At 32.2% G+C, this 18,024-nt stretch carries 16 protein-coding genes and 2 pseudogenes; 17 read left to right on the top strand and 1 reads right to left on the bottom strand.

Translation table 11 applies throughout. The features are described from left to right. The gene (gene msrA, locus LK443_RS02920; protein WP_227932056.1) at positions 1–522 is read left to right on the top strand and encodes a peptide-methionine (S)-S-oxide reductase MsrA; all 522 of its coding nucleotides are present in this window, start codon (positions 1–3) and stop codon (positions 520–522) included. Positions 523–586: 64 nt separating this feature from the next. Here msrA and brnQ read toward each other — a convergent pair whose 3' ends face one another. Further along, positions 587–1,903, bottom strand: coding sequence for a branched-chain amino acid transport system II carrier protein (brnQ, locus tag LK443_RS02925; RefSeq protein WP_227932057.1), 1,317 nt, complete (start codon positions 1,901–1,903; stop codon positions 587–589). Between the two features lie 195 nt (positions 1,904–2,098). Here brnQ and dusB point away from each other — a divergent pair, with 195 nt between their 5' ends. From dusB to LK443_RS03005, 16 genes and pseudogenes are all read left to right on the top strand, one after another. Beyond that, complete coding sequence (gene dusB / locus LK443_RS02930; RefSeq protein WP_227932058.1) at positions 2,099–3,118, top strand: tRNA dihydrouridine synthase DusB; 1,020 nt, start codon at positions 2,099–2,101, stop codon at positions 3,116–3,118. Between the two features lie 130 nt (positions 3,119–3,248). Continuing rightward, positions 3,249–5,201 (top strand): lysine--tRNA ligase, encoded by a 1,953-nt coding sequence (gene lysS / locus LK443_RS02935; protein ID WP_227932059.1) that lies wholly within the window; start codon positions 3,249–3,251, stop codon positions 5,199–5,201. A gap of 63 nt (positions 5,202–5,264) precedes the next feature. Next, positions 5,265–5,546, top strand: a complete 282-nt coding sequence (locus LK443_RS02940; protein WP_039880650.1) for a CD1845 family protein — start codon at positions 5,265–5,267, stop codon at positions 5,544–5,546. An 84-nt stretch (positions 5,547–5,630) separates the two neighbouring features. Next, positions 5,631–6,404 (top strand): replication initiator protein A, encoded by a 774-nt coding sequence (locus LK443_RS02945; RefSeq protein WP_227932060.1) that lies wholly within the window; start codon positions 5,631–5,633, stop codon positions 6,402–6,404. Then, positions 6,401–7,228 carry an ATP-binding protein gene (locus LK443_RS02950; protein ID WP_227932061.1) on the top strand — a complete coding sequence of 276 codons (828 nt, stop codon included), beginning with the start codon at positions 6,401–6,403 and terminating at the stop codon, positions 7,226–7,228. Before LK443_RS02945 ends, LK443_RS02950 begins: the two co-directional genes overlap by 4 nt. Then, positions 7,221–7,706 (top strand): PcfB family protein, encoded by a 486-nt coding sequence (locus LK443_RS02955; protein ID WP_007894980.1) that lies wholly within the window; start codon positions 7,221–7,223, stop codon positions 7,704–7,706. The genes LK443_RS02950 and LK443_RS02955 overlap by 8 nt, the downstream gene beginning before the upstream one ends. Continuing rightward, positions 7,703–8,437: a BRO family protein gene (locus tag LK443_RS02960; protein WP_227932062.1), complete on the top strand. Its 735-nt coding sequence runs from the start codon at positions 7,703–7,705 to the stop codon at positions 8,435–8,437. Before LK443_RS02955 ends, LK443_RS02960 begins: the two co-directional genes overlap by 4 nt. Continuing rightward, positions 8,430–10,220 carry a VirD4-like conjugal transfer protein, CD1115 family gene (locus LK443_RS02965; protein ID WP_227932063.1) on the top strand — a complete coding sequence of 597 codons (1,791 nt, stop codon included), beginning with the start codon at positions 8,430–8,432 and terminating at the stop codon, positions 10,218–10,220. The genes LK443_RS02960 and LK443_RS02965 overlap by 8 nt, the downstream gene beginning before the upstream one ends. Positions 10,221–10,281: 61 nt before the next feature. Continuing rightward, positions 10,282–10,818, top strand: coding sequence for a ClbS/DfsB family four-helix bundle protein (locus tag LK443_RS02970; protein ID WP_001258251.1), 537 nt, complete (start codon positions 10,282–10,284; stop codon positions 10,816–10,818). A 17-nt stretch (positions 10,819–10,835) separates the two neighbouring features. Further along, a pseudogene (locus LK443_RS02975) lies at positions 10,836–12,304 on the top strand (PIN-like domain-containing protein). Positions 12,305–12,499: 195 nt separating this feature from the next. Beyond that, positions 12,500–12,811, top strand: coding sequence for a hypothetical protein (locus LK443_RS02980; RefSeq protein ID WP_002839977.1), 312 nt, complete (start codon positions 12,500–12,502; stop codon positions 12,809–12,811). A 1-nt stretch (position 12,812) separates the two neighbouring features. Further along, positions 12,813–12,941, top strand: a pseudogene (locus LK443_RS02985) (Maff2 family mobile element protein); the annotation flags it as partial. Positions 12,942–13,666: 725 nt separating this feature from the next. Beyond that, positions 13,667–15,526, top strand: coding sequence for a group II intron reverse transcriptase/maturase (gene ltrA, locus LK443_RS02990; protein ID WP_227931966.1), 1,860 nt, complete (start codon positions 13,667–13,669; stop codon positions 15,524–15,526). Between the two features lie 312 nt (positions 15,527–15,838). After that, positions 15,839–16,045: a helix-turn-helix domain-containing protein gene (locus LK443_RS02995; RefSeq protein WP_227932064.1), complete on the top strand. Its 207-nt coding sequence runs from the start codon at positions 15,839–15,841 to the stop codon at positions 16,043–16,045. Between the two features lie 169 nt (positions 16,046–16,214). Further along, a complete protein-coding gene (locus tag LK443_RS03000; RefSeq protein ID WP_227932065.1) occupies positions 16,215–16,634 on the top strand; it encodes a BlaI/MecI/CopY family transcriptional regulator in 420 nt (139 codons plus the stop codon). Next, a complete protein-coding gene (locus tag LK443_RS03005) occupies positions 16,615–17,979 on the top strand; it encodes a M56 family metallopeptidase (RefSeq protein ID WP_227932066.1) in 1,365 nt (454 codons plus the stop codon). Before LK443_RS03000 ends, LK443_RS03005 begins: the two co-directional genes overlap by 20 nt. Positions 17,980–18,024: the final 45 nt, after the last annotated feature.

The following is an 18,024-nucleotide window of genomic DNA, read 5'->3' on the forward strand; positions in this document are numbered from 1 at the left end:
ATGGTAAAAGAAGTTGCAACATTTGCAGGAGGATGCTTCTGGTGTATGATTAAACCGTTTGATACACAACCAGGAATTGAATCTGTCATTGCAGGTTATACAGGAGGGCATAAGGAGAATCCTACTTATAAAGAAGTTTGTTCAGGAACAACAGGACATACAGAAGCTGTACAAATTACTTTTGATCCAGAAATCTTCTCTTATGAGCAATTAGTTGAAGTCTATTGGCAACAAACAGACCCAACCGATGCGATGGGACAATTTGTAGATAGAGGCGATTCTTATCGACCAGTGATTTTCTATCACTCTCCAGAACAAAAAGCAATCGCAGAAGCTTCGAAAAAAGCTTTACAAGAAAGCGGACGTTTTAAAAAAGATATTGTTACAAAAATCGAACCAGCAAGTACATTTTATCCAGCAGAAGAGTATCATCAAGATTTTTATAAGAAAAATCCAGACCATTACTACCGTTACCGTGGTATGTCTGGACGTGATACGTTTATTGAAGAGAGTTGGAGATAGGAGTATACAAAATAAACCCGAGGAATTTCGAAAAATGAAATTCCTCGGGTTTCTTATGTTACTCCTAAACTCTCTTACTACCCATTCCAGTAAATTTACTAATAACAGTAAACACAACTGAACCAATAATAGCAGGTACTAACCATTCGAATCCGAATTGATGTAATGGTAAGGTATTTGTCCAAGCGGCTAATTCAGCTAGGAAGTTGCCACCTTGCATTTGTGAGAATAAATGAATCGCTTGAATTCCTCCAATGAAGAATGCTCCAACAACTGCACCTGTATAAGTCCAGTTATAAACAATATAGCGATCAAAAATGGATAAGAAGATTAAGGCGATGACCATTGGGAAAATAGCACTTAGTACTGGAACGGCTAATTGTAATAAGGCATCCACTCCTAAAAGTGATAGAAGGAATGAAAGAACAACTGATACTACAACAATTTTTTTATATTCTAATTTTCCATTTGTTAAAGTTGAAAAATAATGCCCACAAGTTGTAATTAATCCAACAGATGTTGTTAAGCAAGCAAAGGATATGGCAATCCCCATAGCGACTTTACCGAATGAGCCTAACAATTTTTCAATTAATCCGATTAATAATGCAGGTCGTTGAACGGTTGAATCATAAACCGTACTTACAGTTGCTCCGACATAAGTTAAGCTGCTGTACACTGATGCTAGTAAAATGAAAGAGACAATCCCTACTCCAAACATCATTTGATGTTGTTCTTTTTTCTCTGTATAGCCACGTCTAGTTAAGTCTGATATCACAATTCCTGCCATTAAGGCTGCTCCAAGTGCATCCATTGTTTGATAGCCTTCTTTGAAGCTTTGAGAAAATAATCCTGTAGAAGTTGTTGTTTGGAAACCTGCATTTGGCTGAACTACAGCCGCAATAAATACAAGTAGTAAAATGAATAATAAAATAGGTGTTAAATATTTTCCAATCGCATCAATAACGGTGTGTGAATGAATCGCAATATATAACGTTAACCCGAAAAAGATAAGAGACGTTATCCATTGTGGAGCAGTGGGTACAAGTGATTGTACAAAAATCTCATGAGTCGTAGATCCGGTTCTTGGAACAGCAAATAATGGTCCAATTAAGATGATGGAAATCGCTCCAATAATGATAGAAAAATGTTTACTAACTCTTTTTCCTAAATCTGTTGCTTGTCCTCCTAACAGAGTTGTTACAATAACCCCAAGAATTGGTAATAGTGGGTCTGATAATAAAAAGGCGATAGTGGCAATTCCCCAATTATTTCCAGAGATAACTCCTAGATAAGGGGGGAAGATTAAATTTCCAGCGCCAAAGAAGATAGCAAATAATGCAAATCCACAAATAATAATGTCAGTGATTTTCTTTCGAGACATAAAATTCCTCCTGTGTTTCTTAAAAAATGATTAAAAAATTATAAATAGTGTACCATTTCTTTTTCTATAATGCTAGTAATATTTTTTTAAAATCCACAAATGTTTTGTAGGCTAAAAATAGATCATGATAATACACGAATGTTGGCTATCTATGGTACAATAGCTAAGCAGAATGATTGAAAGTGAGGAAATGAAATGAGTTTTAAGATTGGCAATATTCAAATTGACAATCCAGTAGTTGTTGCACCGATGGCGGGAATTAGTAATTCAGCCTTTCGTGTAACAGTAAAAGAATTTGGAGCAGGATTAGTTGTTTGCGAAATGATTAGTGATAAAGGGATTCAATTTAGAAATGAAAAAACATTAAGCATGTTGCATATTGAACCGAATGAATACCCATTGAGCGTCCAAATTATGGGCGGAAATAAAGATACATTAGTAGAAGCTGCCAAATATGTAGCTGAAAATACAGAGGCTGCGATTATCGATATTAATATGGGATGTCCTGTTAATAAAGTGATTAAAGCTGAAGCAGGCGCAAAATGGTTATTAAATCCAAATAAAGTTTATGAAATGGTTGCCGCAGTAGTGGATGCAGTGGATAAACCTGTAACAGTGAAAATGCGTACCGGTTGGGATGATGAACATTTATATGCCGTTGAAAATGCACTTGCAGCTGAACGAGCAGGTGCAAGTGCTGTTGCGATGCATGGTAGAACTCGTGTACAAATGTATGATGGAAAAGCAAACTGGGAAATTCTTGGAGAAGTGAAGAAAAACTTAACACGTATTCCATTAATTGGAAATGGAGATGTACGTTCTCCTCAAGATGCTAAGAAAATGATTGACATTGCGGGTGTAGATGGTGTTATGATTGGACGAGCTGCTCTAGCGAATCCATGGATGATTAAACAAACCGTTCATTATTTAGAAACGGGAGAATTATTACCAGAAAATACTGTTCCAGAAAAAATTGAGATTGCTAAAACACATTTAGACCGTTTAGCGTCGTTAAAAGGAGAAGCAGTAGCGACAAAAGAATTCCGTAAATTAGCTGCTTATTACTTAAAAGGAATTCCACGTGCAACGAAGACAAAAGTTGAGATTAATGAGTCTACAACGGTATCTCAAGTGAATCAACTTTTAGATCAATTTGTCCAAGAACATTTAGAGCGTGTTGAAAGACAGTTAGAGCGTGGAAAAGAAGTAAAGTAAGTCTTTTATCATATGTTAAAGAGATCAAATTGAATTTTTTTCGATGATATAAACGCTTTATTTATCTGACAATAATTGGTACAATAGACTAGAAATACAGTGACAGTTGTCACAAAAAGGAGGAAATACAGTGTCTAACGAAGTAGAAGTACAAGAAACACTGAATGATCAATTACAAGTTCGCCGTGAAAAAATGCATCAATTACGTGAAAAAGGAGTAGAGCCTTTTTCAACAGGATTTAAACAAAAACAATCCACTGAAGAAATTCATCAACAATTTGAAGGTGCGACAAAAGAAAGTTTAGCTGAACAAGAAGAAGTGACAGTTCAAATCGCAGGTCGTATTATGACAAAACGTGGAAAAGGTAAAGCAGGTTTTGCTCATATTCAAGATGGTAAAGGACAATTACAAATTTATGTTCGTAAGGATGTTGTTGGAGACGAAGCTTATGAATTATTTGATAAAGCTGACTTAGGAGATATCGTTGGTGTTGTAGGAACAGTTATGGTGACAAACACTGGTGAATTATCTGTTAAAGCAAATCAATTTGTTCATTTAACAAAAGCTTTACGTCCATTACCGGATAAATATCATGGATTAACAAATGTAGAGCAACAATATCGTCAACGTTACTTAGATTTAATTAGTAACCGTGACAGTATGGATCGTTTCGTAACACGTAGTAAAATTATCCGTGAAATTCGTCATTACTTAGATTCTCGTGATTACTTAGAAGTGGAAACACCAGTATTACATACATTAGCTGGTGGTGCGAACGCTCGTCCATTTATAACTCATCACAATGCTTTAGATATGGAATTATACATGCGTATTGCTCCAGAGTTACACTTAAAACGCTTAGTAGTAGGTGGTATGGAACGTGTGTATGAAATCGGTCGTGTATTCCGTAATGAAGGAATTGATACAACACACAACCCTGAGTTTACATCAATCGAAATCTATACTGCTTATACTGACTATCAAGATGTTATGGACTTAACAGAAGGAATCGTATCAAGCGTTGCGCAAGAAGTATTAGGAAAAACAAAAGTTCTTTATGGGGAATATGAAGTGGAATTAAAAGCTCCTTGGAAGAGAGTTCATATGGTAGATGCCATTAAAGAAGTAACAGGAGTAGACTTCTGGGTAGAAATGACAGATGAAGAAGCTCGTGCGATTGCTAAAGAAAAAGGTGTGAAAGTTGAAGACTCAATGACTTATGGTCATGTAGTGAATGAATTCTTCGAAACATTTGTAGAAGAAACATTAATTCAACCAACATTTATTTATGGACATCCAGTAGCAGTGTCTCCACTTGCTCGTAAAAATGATGAAGACCCACGCTTCACAGATCGTTTCGAATGCTTCATTTGTACAAAAGAATATGCAAATGGATTTACAGAGTTAACAGACCCAATCGATCAACGTGAACGTTTCATGAAACAAGTAGAAGAAAAAGAAACTGGTAACGATGAAGCTCATCCATTAGATGAAGATTTTGTACAAGCATTAGAATATGGATTATCTCCAACTGGTGGGGTAGGTATCGGTATTGACCGTTTAGTCATGTTACTAACAAATAGCCAATCAATCCGTAACGTATTATTATTCCCAACAATGAAGCCAATAGGCTTAGAAAAGGCAGAAAATGGGGGTTTGTCAAAAGAAACTTACGAAACTTACGACAAACTTACGACAGAAGAAATTGACCTTTCAAAAGTGAAAGTTGAACCATTATTTGAAGATATGGTAGACTTTGAAACTTTCTCAAAATCTGATTTTAGAGTTGTAAAAGTTAAGAACTGCGAAGAAGTTCCAAAGTCAAAAAAACTTTTGAAATTTACATTAGATGATGGTTCTGAAAAAGAAAGAGTTATTTTATCTGGTATTAAGGAATATTACAGCGCAGAGAGCTTAATTGGAAAGACACTACTTGCGATTTGTAATCTTCCTCCTCGTAAGATGATGGGAATCGACTCAGAAGGTATGATTATATCTGCAATTTGTGAGTACGACGGAGAAGAAAAACTTAACTTAATAATGTTGGATGATAATATCCCAGCAGGAGCAAAATTATATTAAAGGACACGCTAATTATGAAACTGGGGTTTGTTATGAATCCCAGTTTAATTTTTAGGAGTATGTATGAGATGGATAATTAGAATAATTTTATTACCGATAAGATTAGTGTTGAGTTTGCTCATAGCTTTTTTAACCTTCATATTAAGTTTGAGTACTGCGTTGTTAAGCGTAGTTTCTACTTTGATTTTTATAATTGGATTAGCTAGCATATTTCAAGGAGACAAGCAAATTGTAATTGAAGCACTAATATTAGCATTTTTATTTAGTCCATTTGGATTACCTAAATTAGGTATATATGTTATTGGATTATTAGAATTATTAAACTATACAATAAAATCAATTTGAAGAAAAATAAATATTAGACAATCGTAGACGATAGAAAGTAATAATTCTGTCGTCTTTTTTTTATTTCAAAGAAAGGAGGTAAGAATGAATTTTGATTATTTTTATAATAGGCAATCTGAGATGTATAACTTCATTAGGTTACCTATGGTATTAATGAAAGATGAGATTTTCGAGAGCATTTCTATTGAAGCTAAAGTTTTGTATTCATATATGCTTAATCGAATGGGTCTTTCATATAAAAATGGTTGGATAGATGAAGATGGAAAAGTCTTTATTTACTACACAATAGAAAGTATAAAAGATCAATTTAATTGTGCAAGTGAAAAAGCAAATAAATTAATAGCTGAACTTGATATTAAATCAGGAATAGGACTGATTGAAAAGAAAAGACAAGGACTTGGAAAGCCTAATAGAATCTATGTTAAAGACTTTATGAGCATATTTAATAATATGGAATTAAAAAATCAAGAAGTTCGAAAAACAAAATTTCAGAAGTTCGATAATCGAAATTCAAGAGATTCGAATATCGAAAGTCAAGATTTTCGAAAATCGGAAAGTAACTATAACAATATTAGTAATAATGAGTTAAGAAATAATGATTTTAGTAAAGGGCAAAAGCCTTATGGAATATATAAAAATATATTTTTGACTGATGAAGAATACAAGGACTTAACAAATGAGTTAGGAAGTAGAATTAGTGAATATATTGATAGGTTGTCGTCGTATATGAAAGCAAATGACAGAGTCTATCAAGATCACAAGGCAACCATAATCAATTGGTATCTTAATGATCAGGCAAAAAACATTAATGATAATACAACAAGGAAAATGAATTACGATATAGGAGAGAGTTTATGAAAAGCTTAAAAGATTTTGTATTAAGAAAAAATGATATTGAAAGAAATGGACATATCTATTGTAAATCATGTGGTAAAAGAGTCGATGGAGAATTAGTTGACCTTGGATTTACAAAGTTTATTCCAAGAATTAAATGTGAATGTGAAATAAAAAGAGATAAGGAAAATGAAGAAAGAGAAAGACTGATGAAAATATCATCATTGAAAAGAGATTGCTTCTCATCGCCGCTCCAACACCAATATACTTTTGAGAAATTCTTAAATGAAAAAGGTCAAGCCTATAAGGTTGCCTATAATTATGCCAAAAGTTTTGAGCAAATGAAGGAAGACAATGTTGGACTTTTATTTTATGGAGATGTTGGCAGTGGAAAGACTTATCTTGCTTGTTCTATTGCAAATGAATTAATTGAAAGAGAACAAGTTAAAGTTAAGATTATGAATTTATCTCAAGTTATAAACCAAATACAAAAATCAGCATTTAAACTAGATTCAAATGAAATAATAAGTAACCTCTCTAATATTCCTTTGTTAATTTTAGATGACCTTGGAATTGAAAGGGATACATCTTATGCAAGAGAACAGGTATATAACATTATAAACTCAAGATACTTAAAGGGTAGGCCGACAATTTTTACTACAAACTTATCATTGGAAATTATTCAAAATCCTAATATTGACCTTGAGTATCAGAGGATATATTCAAGAATACTTGAAATGACAATACCAGTTAAAGTTACGGGAGAAGATTTTAGAAGAAAAATCCATCAAGAGAAGTTAAGAAAATACAAAGAGTTACTTTTATATGGAGGTGGAATAGATGATTAATGAAGAAGTATCTAGGTCAAGTCTTAATCTTGAAGTAAGACTTGCAAAAGCAACAAGTAAAGCAATTCTTGATGCCTTAAAGAAAGTACACAAGCAAATAGAAGAACAAGGAGGCTTGAAAAATGTAATAAAAAATAACGGAGAAGAAGTAAAGCTAAAGGATATGGTTAAAAAGGGACAGTTAGAAGAAATTAATCTAAAAGATCCTGAGTTAAAAGAACTAAAGAAAATTTTAAATAAACACGGAGTTAAGTTTTCTGTTATGAAAGATAAGGAAACTGGTAACCACTCTGTGTTTTTTCAATCTAAGGATATAAAGGTAATGGAACATGCCTTTAAAAAAGCAGTTAAGGAATCTGAAAGAAAGGCCGATAGAAAAGATTCAATAACGAAGACAATAAATAAGTTTAAAGATATGGCTAAGGATACCATTAGCAAAGATAAGGTTAAAAATAAACATAAGGAGCAAAGCTTATGATAAGTAATTTAAAAACATTTGAAAATAAGAATTTTGGGAAACTCACTGTTATAGAAAAAGACGGTGAGTTTTTCTTTATAGCAAATGAAGTAGCAACTATGTTAGGATATGTCAATCCAAGAAAAGCTGTTTATGACCATGTAGATGAGGAAGATAAGGGTGTAACGAAATGGAACACCCCTGGAGGAATACAGAATATTTCAATAATTAACGAATCAGGATTGTATTCACTTATCCTCTCATCAAAACTACCACAAGCAAAAATATTCAAAGCTTGGGTAACTAGAGAAGTCTTACCAAGTATTAGAAAAAACGGAGGATATATAGTAGGGCAAGAAAAGAAAACTAATGAAGATCTACTTGCAGATGCAATTCTTGTAGCCAATAGAATTATTGCTGAAAGAGAAGAAGAAATTGAAGAATTAAGACCAAAGGCAGATTATTATGACAAATTAGTAGATTATAACCTACTTACAAACTTTAGAAATACTGCCAAAGAGTTAGGAATACCACAAAATCAATTTATAAGTTTTCTAATGGATAAGGGATTAATTTACAGAGATAAGAAAAAGAAACTCTTACCTTATGCAGATAAGAACAAGGGATATTTTGAAGTAAAAGAATGGATTGATCCACTAGGTACACTTGTAGGCATACAAACATTTATAACACCAAAGGGAAGACACTACCTACTAATTTTATTAGATAGTGAAGGTTTCTACGATGAATAAGATATTAGAAGCCATTCTTTCTGATATTAAATACTTAATTAAAATAGACAACCCAAAGAAATTTATATTAGCAAACATTCCTTATCTATCTTTCTTCTACATTGGAAATATCTTTTCTAAGCACATCAATTCTTATGTAGGAGGAGATATTATTGATAGAATAATGGTGGGAATTTCTGATATAGGAACTTTATCTTATATACCAAGCCTTAATCCAAGGGACTTGTTAGTAGGTATTTCAGTTGCTGGTCTTGTTAAGCTAATTGTTTATAGTAAAGGTAAAAATAAAAAGAAATATAGGCAAGGCAAGGAATATGGATCTGCAAGATGGGGAGAAAGCAAGGATATTGCTCCATACATTGACCCTAAGTTTGAAAATAATGTTCTCATAACTAATACCGAAAGACTTACAATGAACTCAAGACCTAAAAATCCTAAATATGCTAGAAATAAAAATGTATTAGTAATAGGTGGTTCTGGATCAGGTAAGACAAGATTTTATGTAAAGCCAAATCTAATGCAAATGCACTCTTCCTATGTAGTAACAGACCCTAAAGGCACACTTGTGTTAGAGTGTGGAAAAATGCTTTATGAAAATGGATACGATATAAAGATATTAAACACAATAAACTTCAAAAAGTCCATGAAATACAATCCCTTTGCATACTTGAGAAGTGAAAAAGATATTTTAAAGCTTGTCCAAACAATTATTGCCAACACCAAGGGAGATGGAGAAAAGGCAGGAGAAGATTTTTGGGTAAAGGCTGAAAAGTTATATTACACTGCTCTTATTGGGTATATTTATTATGAAGCACCTGAAGAAGAAAAGAACTTTAAGACACTTTTGGATATGATTGACGCAAGTGAAGTTAGAGAAGATGACGAAACCTATATGAACCCAATTGATAGGCTCTTTGAAGCTCTTGAAAAGAAAGACCCAAGTCATTTTGCAGTTAAGCAATACAAGAAATATAAGCTGGCAGCAGGAAAAACTGCCAAGTCAATTCTAATATCTTGTGGAGCAAGACTTGCACCTTTTGACATAAGAGAGCTTAGAGAACTAATGAGTGAAGACGAACTAGAACTTGATAAAATTGGAGATAGGAAAACTGCCTTGTTCGTAATAATATCAGATACTGATGATACCTTTAATTTTGTAGTATCAATAATGTATTCCCAATTATTTAATCTCCTATGTGATAAGGCAGATGATGTGTATGGTGGAAGACTTCCAGTTCATGTTAGGTGTCTACTTGATGAGTTTGCAAATATTGGTTTGATTCCTAAATTTGAAAAACTGATTGCGACAATTCGTTCAAGAGAAATATCAGCAAGCATAATACTGCAAGCACAATCTCAATTAAAAGCAATTTACAAAGACCATGCAGATACAATAGTTGGTAACTGTGACTCAACACTCTTTCTAGGAGGAAAAGAAAAAACAACAGTAAAAGAGTTATCTGAAACCTTAGGAAAAGAAACCATAGACCTATATAACACATCAGAAACAAGATCAAACCAGAAATCTTTTGGTCTAAATTACCAAAAAACTGGGAAGGAACTTATGAGCCAAGATGAAATAACTGTAATGGATGGTGGTAAGTGTATTTATCAGTTAAGAGGAGTAAGACCTTTCTTGTCTGATAAATTTGATATTACAAAGCATAAGAATTACAAGTTGTTGGAAGATTATGATAAGAAGAACTTGTTTGATGTGGAAGAGTATTTAACAAATAGAGATAAAATAAAAATAAACAGGAACAGTTTGATTACAAGATTATGAATTAAGCCTAGGATAAAAATATTTTTGGTATAATATCTATATAAACCATGGAGGTAGGCATATGAGGTCTTATGAAAGTAAGGAAGAATTAAAAAATGAGATAAAGAAAACTTTTGGAAAATATATTTCAGAGTTTGATAATATCCCAGAAGAATTAAAAGATAAAAGAGTAGATCAAGTTGATAGGACACCAGCTGAAAATCTTGCCTATCAAGTAGGTTGGACAACTTTAGTTTTGAAATGGGAAGAAGATGAAAAAAAGGGAATTGAGGTTAAAACGCCATCTGACAAATTTAAGTGGAATCAACTTGGAGAATTGTATCAATGGTTTACAGATACCTATGCTCATAAATCGTTAAAGGAATTAAAAGAACAACTATCACAGAATATAGAAGATATTTACTCTTTGATAGATAATCTTACAGAGGAAGAATTATTTAAACCACATATGAGAAAATGGGCAGATGAAGCAACAAAAACTGCAACTTGGGAAGTATATAAATTTATCCATGTAAATACAGTAGCACCATTTGGAACATTTAGGACTAAGATTAGAAAATGGAAAAAACTTAATAATTTTGTGAATGTAATTAAATAATAAGGTTGGTGCTTTAATTGAATTATGAAAAATTTAAAAAAATAATAAATAGAAAAACCTCTATAATAGTATTAGATACAAATGTAATACTTGACTTAGCTCGATATTCATTATACAGTAGCAAAAACATATTAGAAATTTTCAAGGAGTGTAAGGATTTAATATGGATTCCGAATCAAGTGTATAAAGAATTTAATAAAAATAAATATAGCGTATTCGGACAATTGAAAAAAAGTATCAAAATTTTGAAAAAGATTTACTAAGAGTAATTGAAAGGAGTCAAAAAAATTTAGAGAGTGTCTTGATTAAATCATCTAAATATAATTATTTTGGAAGAAAAAATTTGGAGAATGAATTAAATAACAAGTTAGTTGAATTAAAACAAATAATCAAATCTTATAAAAATAGTGTTGGTATTGAATATGATGAAATAACAACAGATTCTCCTGAAATAATTAAAGATATAGATAATCTTATTTCATATTTAGAAAAAAATAATAGGATAGGTAATAGGATAAGGTTTAGTGAACAATTAAAAATTATTAGAGAGGGTGAACTTAGGTATAAATATAAAATTCCGCCTGGATATGAGGACATTAATAAAGATGGAGTTGAAAAATTTGGAGATTTATTTGTTTGGAAAGAGATATTAGATTTACCAGTTGAAAAATCAGTAAAAGATATTATTTTTATTACGAATGATATAAAAGAAGACTGGTGGAGTAAGGATAGTCAAGATAATTTAGTAGTTCACGATAAATTATTAAGTGAATTTAAAGAAAAAAATCCAAATGTAAATATTGAATTTTTAACAACAGGAATGTTTCAGAATTTCGCTTCAAAAGTATATGATAGATATGATTTTAATGTTTATGTAGATTTAAATAGAAAAGATGTGTCATATGTAGAAAGAGTAAAACAAGATATTTCTAATGATATAGTTGACAGTATTTATAATAACAACTATTATTATCTAGAATCGTATGTTATTGGAAGTGAGGGTATTGAAGAATTAGATATAAATAATTGTGAATTCAATGAGATATTAGATACTTATGAAGAGTTTACAGACGAGATTGTTAGTATAACTTATGAGCTAGAATATTTAATAAATTTAAGTTGTGTATCCTTTGATTATTGGGGACGTGATGATGATACAAAAGAAGTCATACAATCACCACCAATAGAACAAGAATTTAGTGGAAGTGTCATAGTTAATGTCACAAGATTAATTAATAAAGATGATATCGAAGAAGATTCTTTTTATATTAATAATGATAAAGAATATACAGATATTGAAATAATTGAAATTCAGATAGATCAAGATTCTATAAACAAAAATGAAGAAGACTACGATGACTCTTATTTAGAAGAGGAGAATTACAATAATGATTATGCATTTATTTGCTCTAAATGTGGAAAGGGATTTAAGGATAGGCGAGAAGATGTAGGTGGTATTTGTCGAGATTGTTCATTTAATGATTAATAATATAGGATATTTTATTAAAGCAGTAATTATAAAGTTTACTGCTTTTTTTATACTCAAAATTAGGAGGTTAAGATGTTAAGGATAAGAGCTCCTACTTAGAACAATTTAATAAGGAATAATGTATAGCGATTGGAAATAAATAGATCCAGTCGCTTTTTTAATTGAAATTTATAGATTAAGGAGAAGAAATTAATGGATAGAGAAATGATAAATATTAATGCAAATTTAGTTAAAGAAGTGGAATTATCAGAATTTGAAAGAGATGGAGAAAAAGTAGATGTAGCAAATTTTACTCTCATTAAAAAATATGGTAAAGGAAAAGAATATATAAATTGTTCAGTCTACGGAGAAAAAAGCGAACGTGCAAAAGAATTAGATAAAGGAGATCTAATCCATGTCTTTGGATATTTCAAAGAAAACAAAAAAGGAGATAAGGTCTACAAGAATTTTATAGTTAAATCACTAAATAAAATAGAAAATAAGAAAGAAAACGAGGAGGAATAATATGGAATTTTTTACAGCTGGAGTTGGAGTTTTAAAGACACTTGTAACTGCAATTGGTGCAGGTTTAGGAGCATGGGGAGTTATTAACTTAATGGAAGGTTATGGTAATGATAACCGTGCGACACGTTCATAAGTGAAAAGCTTATGCACTAAGTCGAAGGACTAAAAGTTCAAAACTTAGGAGAACTGACAATCTGATAGGTAGAATGATGGGGTAACGCCCTGAAATGCCTACACTGATACTCCGATTGGCAATGAATATTAGACTATTTCATTGTCAAAAGCTCGGTGAAGTCGGCAGAGAGTAGCCGTAAGACTGATATTTCATATCAGACACGAAAGCTGTTCAGAGGTGGACGGTGCTACCTATATGCCGGGTGTCGAATACGCATGGTGAGAATGTGTATACCAAAGCACTGACGTACTTCCGAATGTACAAGTCTAAACGTTTGAATTTGCCTAACGGCAATTCCCATCAAAGATGGGGTGTTTGTGGATGAGTAAGAATGGTTGTTATAAAAATCCATATATTGTTACAGGCGATATGGTGAAAACTAAACACAGGCTTAGAGGAAGAACCTAAACGTATTCAATGATAAGATTGTCGGAACGTGGTAAGCCAAGAACACGGAAGCAGTCTAATGCTAAAGAAGTGTTGAATGGGAAAATGACTGTAAAAACAGCATATAACCGTTCTTTATCTTGGTGAAAGCGGTGGCACAGTACCTATGAAGCGAAAATAATAAGTTCGTGGAGGGATAGCCACCAGTCACAGGAAAGTACAAGAACTGAAATTAAGACAAACACAGCTTCGAGTATGACAAAGAAAATCAAATCCGAAAGGAGATGGTGACTGTGTCCACTTCGAAACAAACACTGAAACAAAGCAAAATCCGTTATACGGAATACTATGACTTGCAAAAAGTCCTTGATGATTTATATGAAGATAGCGGTAATAATAAAGTATTTTCAAATTTAATGGAGTTGATAACTTCAAGAGAAAATATTAAACTTGCCTATCGTAGTATAAAAGGGAACAAAGGAAGTCATACAGCCGGAGTAGATGGCAGAACAATAAAACATCTATCAAGGCTAAATGAAGAAGAATACATTTCTCTCATACAAAAACAGTTTCATTGGTATAAACCACGCCCTGTAAAGAGAGTGGAGATACTAAAGCCTAATGGGAAAATAAGACCTTTAGGAATACCGACTATTGTAGACAGAATTGTACAACAATGTATCTTGCAAATATTAGAGCCGATATGTGAAGCCAAGTTTCATGACAGTTCCTATGGGTTTCGACCTAACAGGAGTACGGAACACGCTATTGCAGAATGTGCAAGACTAATGCAGATACAGCACTTACACTATGTAGTCGATATTGATATACAAGGATTTTTCGATAACGTATATCATGCAAAGCTCATAAGGCAGCTTTGGAATTTAGGAATCCAAGACAAAAAGTTACTTTGTATCATTAAGGAAATGCTTAAAGCAGACATAGTTATGCCCGATAAAAAGGTAATTACACCAACAAAGGGAACACCACAAGGCGGAATATTATCACCGCTACTATCTAATGTAGTCTTGAACGAATTAGATTGGTGGGTTTCATCTCAATGGCTGACAATGCCTACGCATTATCCATATAAACAGAGAACGAACAGTCAAGGAACAGAGATAAAAAGCCATACTTACAGAGCTTTAAGAACAAGCAACCTAAAAGAAATATACATTGTAAGGTATGCTGATGATTTTAAGATATTTTGCCGTAATTACTACGATGCAAAAAGAACCTATCAGGCAGTTACAAAATGGTTGCAAGACCGATTAAAACTAAATGTGAGTGAAGAAAAATCTAAAATAACAAATCTAAAACAAAGGTATTCGGAGTTCTTAGGATTTAAGCTTAAGGTTAAACCAAAAGGCAAAAAGTTTGTTGTACAGTCGCATATAAGTGATAAGGCACTGAAAAATGCAAAAGAAGATATTTCTAAATGTGTTGCGGATATAAAAAGACCTGCAAACGAAAAGGAACAGTACAAAGCAATAGCCAAGTATAATGCCACTGTTTCAGGCTTGCATAATTACTACCAAATAGCAACAAATGTAAGTTTGGACTTTGCTAAAATAGCCTTTCACATTAAAAAGCAGATGAACAACAGACTTGATATTAAAACCAGTGGAACGCTAAACAAAGGATTTATCAAAGCAAAATATGGAAAAAGTAAACAGCTTCGCTTCCTTAATGGACATCCGCTAATTCCAGTTGGATATATTAGGACAAAGGACGCAAAACACAAGAAAAAGATTGTAAATAAATACACTGTAAAGGGCAGAGCTTTTATTCATAAAAATCTGCAAATTGATGTAGATACACTTGTTTGGTTGATGAGACATCCTGTGCTTGATAAAAGCATAGAGTTTGCAGACAACAGAATCTCGCTCTTTGCAGCTCAATATGGCAGATGTGGAGTAACAGGTGTAAAACTTATACCAAACGACATACATTGCCATCACAAGATACCGCTTGAACAAGGCGGTACAGACAGTTACAGCAACTTAATTCTTGTTACAGAAGCAGTTCATATACTCATCCATGCAACAAAAGTAGATACAATCCAAAAATATATAAAAGAGCTTGGGTTAACAGTCAAGCAGATTGAGAAATGTAATAAGCTTAGAAAAATGGCAGAATTGCCACTAATTTAGAGAAAAAAATAATTTGTTACGAAGTGTGTAAGTCTTAGTTAAAACGTGAAAATCTTTCTTGTGATGGAACGCCGTGTGCGGTGAAAGTCGCATGCACGGTGTGAAGTGGGGGAAAATCCGGAGATAACATCAAAGGATTACCTATCACTATCTGGTGCTAAATCTCAAGGTATTAAGCAATTTATGGCAAAATAAGGACGGAATAACACAACAAATTCTCTAAAACAAATCACTAAATCAATGTAAGATTGAATGAAATCAATATTTATGCTATAATTAAATAAATCTAATGAAGAGAAAAAGAGGGATATTATGGCACTAAACTATAAACCATTATGGATACAGTTGGCAAAAAAAGGATTAAAAAAAACAGATGTAATAGCTATGGCAGGACTAACAACAAATGTTATGGCACAAATGGGCAAGGATAAACCAATTACATTTAAAAATTTAGAAAGAATATGTAAGGCTCTATCTTGCACTCCTAATGATATTATTAGTTTTGAAGATGAATTTTAAAAAGAAATTTACAACGGAACAGATATGTATTAAAATAAAAAAACATTATTTTAAATGGTCAAAACACTTGACCATTTTTAAAAACCGTGGTATACTCAAGATGAAGATAATTAAATTAACAAAAATAGAAAAATAAACGAAACTGTAATTTACAAAGGAGGAAATATAGTTGGAATTTTCAGATGGAGAACTACTAGTAATGGAAGAGTTGTGGAAGGGCGATGTATTAGATGAAAATGGAGAAATCCAAGCCTTAGAATTATCTAAAGTATTGATGGAAAGGCACAATATAAGCAAAACATCTTGCTACACATTTTTTGGAAGATTAGTAGAAAAAGGAGCTATAGCTAGGAGGTATCCTAAATATACAATTAGGGTCCTTGTATCAAGGGAAGATGCACTTTTGAATAAGCAAAAAGAAGCCTTTCACAAACTTTTTAAGGGATCACTTTTAAATATTTGTAAAACGTTTTTACAAAATGAAGAAGTTACAAAAGAAGAAATAGAAGAGATGAAAAAATTAATAGCAAGCTTTGACGAAGAGGAAGAAGACCAAGAGGAAAAAAAGGATGACACTAAGTCTAACTAGTGTTTTTATACTCGAAAAATCAATAAAAAGTCTTTTAATATTAGCCATAATTTTCCTAGTTAGACCAATCTTAAATAAAAAAGCCTTCAGGTCAGCAAGTATCATCTTGTGGATTCTCTTAATAATCTATTTAATAACTCCCTACGAACTCGATATTGGAATAGAAAACGTAAGAGGAAATTCTATATTATTTGTTATAACAAATTTCTTTGATTCATCCCTAGGATGGTTAGCAAATGAAATAGGCTGTATCTTTTTTAAACTAAACCGCCTAATAGGTTCGATTTTGATTTTTACTTATCTAGGAATAAAAATTTATAAATTCCATAAAGTTATGAAAGGCTCAGTCCTGATTGACAATAGCTTGTGCAAGGAAAAAATAAGGGAATTTGGACTAAAAAGAAAAGTAGAGATTTATATCAATAACAATTTAAAAACTCCCCTTACCTTTGGGATTTTAAAACCCAAGATAATCTTACAAGATCATATCCTAGCAGATGAAAAATTACTAGACCATGTTTTGATTCATGAACTAATCCATATAAAGAAATTTCATATCCTACTCAACCACCTTGTAAATATATTAGCCTGCCTATATTGGTTCAATCCACTCTTATGGTTAAGCTTAAAATACCTAGACCAGGATATCGAAATCAACTGCGATAAGCTAGTGGTTGAAAACTTAGGCGATACTGTAAAAAATAGAAAAGAATATTGCATGTCAATGCTAAAATTATTAGAAATAGGAAGTAATACAAATAATTTATTTTTAAAATTAAACCCAAATAAAGAAAGGATACTTATTATGAAACAATGTAAGAAGACACTTACAGGACTGGTAGTTTTTATATCGACATTTATATTTTGTTTACCAGCCTTTGCCAATGTGGCTGATCTAAATCAAGATAGGATTGATACAAAAGGTGAAATAGTCACTAATATTAATTCGGAATTTGGAGATAGAGTTCAAATAATAAGTGACGAAGAGTACCAAAAATTGGAATTAGGAGAAGTATCGAGAACAGGTCTTAGAGCAGCAAATGTTGATGAGAATATAAGGTTAAAAAGTTTTGATAAGATAGACTATAAATTTAACATGGATACATGGACAGGTCCAGTTCATGATGGTTTTACAGTTAGATTAAAAGATATGTCTTGTTCCGGAGGAATTAAATATCAGGTAATTATTCAAGAAGATGGAAAAATTATATATAATAAATTTTTTGCTTCAGACTCAATATTAAAGGTTAAGGCTAATAGGAGAAGTAATTATATAGTTACAATTGATAATGAATTAAATAAAATATTATCAGGCAAGGTAAAGATAAACTCATATGTAAGGTAGATAGGAGGTGAATTGATAATGAACTTAAATCCTATGAGGTATAAG

This window comes from Granulicatella elegans (assembly GCF_020735385.1).
GTDB lineage: Bacteria > Bacillota > Bacilli > Lactobacillales > Aerococcaceae > Granulicatella > Granulicatella elegans_B.

Bases quoted from the DNA above. Each gene is read 5' to 3' on its own strand.
- msrA (WP_227932056.1), top strand. From the start codon at position 1: ATGGTAAAAGAAGTTGCAACATTTGCAGGAGGATGCTTCTGGTGTATG.
- brnQ (WP_227932057.1), bottom strand. From the start codon at position 1,903: ATGTCTCGAAAGAAAATCACTGACATTATTATTTGTGGATTTGCATTA.
- dusB (WP_227932058.1), top strand. From the start codon at position 2,099: ATGAGTTTTAAGATTGGCAATATTCAAATTGACAATCCAGTAGTTGTT.
- LK443_RS02940 (WP_039880650.1), top strand. From the start codon at position 5,265: ATGAGATGGATAATTAGAATAATTTTATTACCGATAAGATTAGTGTTG.
- LK443_RS02945 (WP_227932060.1), top strand. From the start codon at position 5,631: ATGAATTTTGATTATTTTTATAATAGGCAATCTGAGATGTATAACTTC.
- LK443_RS02950 (WP_227932061.1), top strand. From the start codon at position 6,401: ATGAAAAGCTTAAAAGATTTTGTATTAAGAAAAAATGATATTGAAAGA.
- LK443_RS02955 (WP_007894980.1), top strand. From the start codon at position 7,221: ATGATTAATGAAGAAGTATCTAGGTCAAGTCTTAATCTTGAAGTAAGA.
- LK443_RS02960 (WP_227932062.1), top strand. From the start codon at position 7,703: ATGATAAGTAATTTAAAAACATTTGAAAATAAGAATTTTGGGAAACTC.
- LK443_RS02965 (WP_227932063.1), top strand. From the start codon at position 8,430: ATGAATAAGATATTAGAAGCCATTCTTTCTGATATTAAATACTTAATT.
- LK443_RS02970 (WP_001258251.1), top strand. From the start codon at position 10,282: ATGAGGTCTTATGAAAGTAAGGAAGAATTAAAAAATGAGATAAAGAAA.
- LK443_RS02980 (WP_002839977.1), top strand. From the start codon at position 12,500: ATGGATAGAGAAATGATAAATATTAATGCAAATTTAGTTAAAGAAGTG.
- LK443_RS02995 (WP_227932064.1), top strand. From the start codon at position 15,839: ATGGCACTAAACTATAAACCATTATGGATACAGTTGGCAAAAAAAGGA.
- LK443_RS03005 (WP_227932066.1), top strand. From the start codon at position 16,615: ATGACACTAAGTCTAACTAGTGTTTTTATACTCGAAAAATCAATAAAA.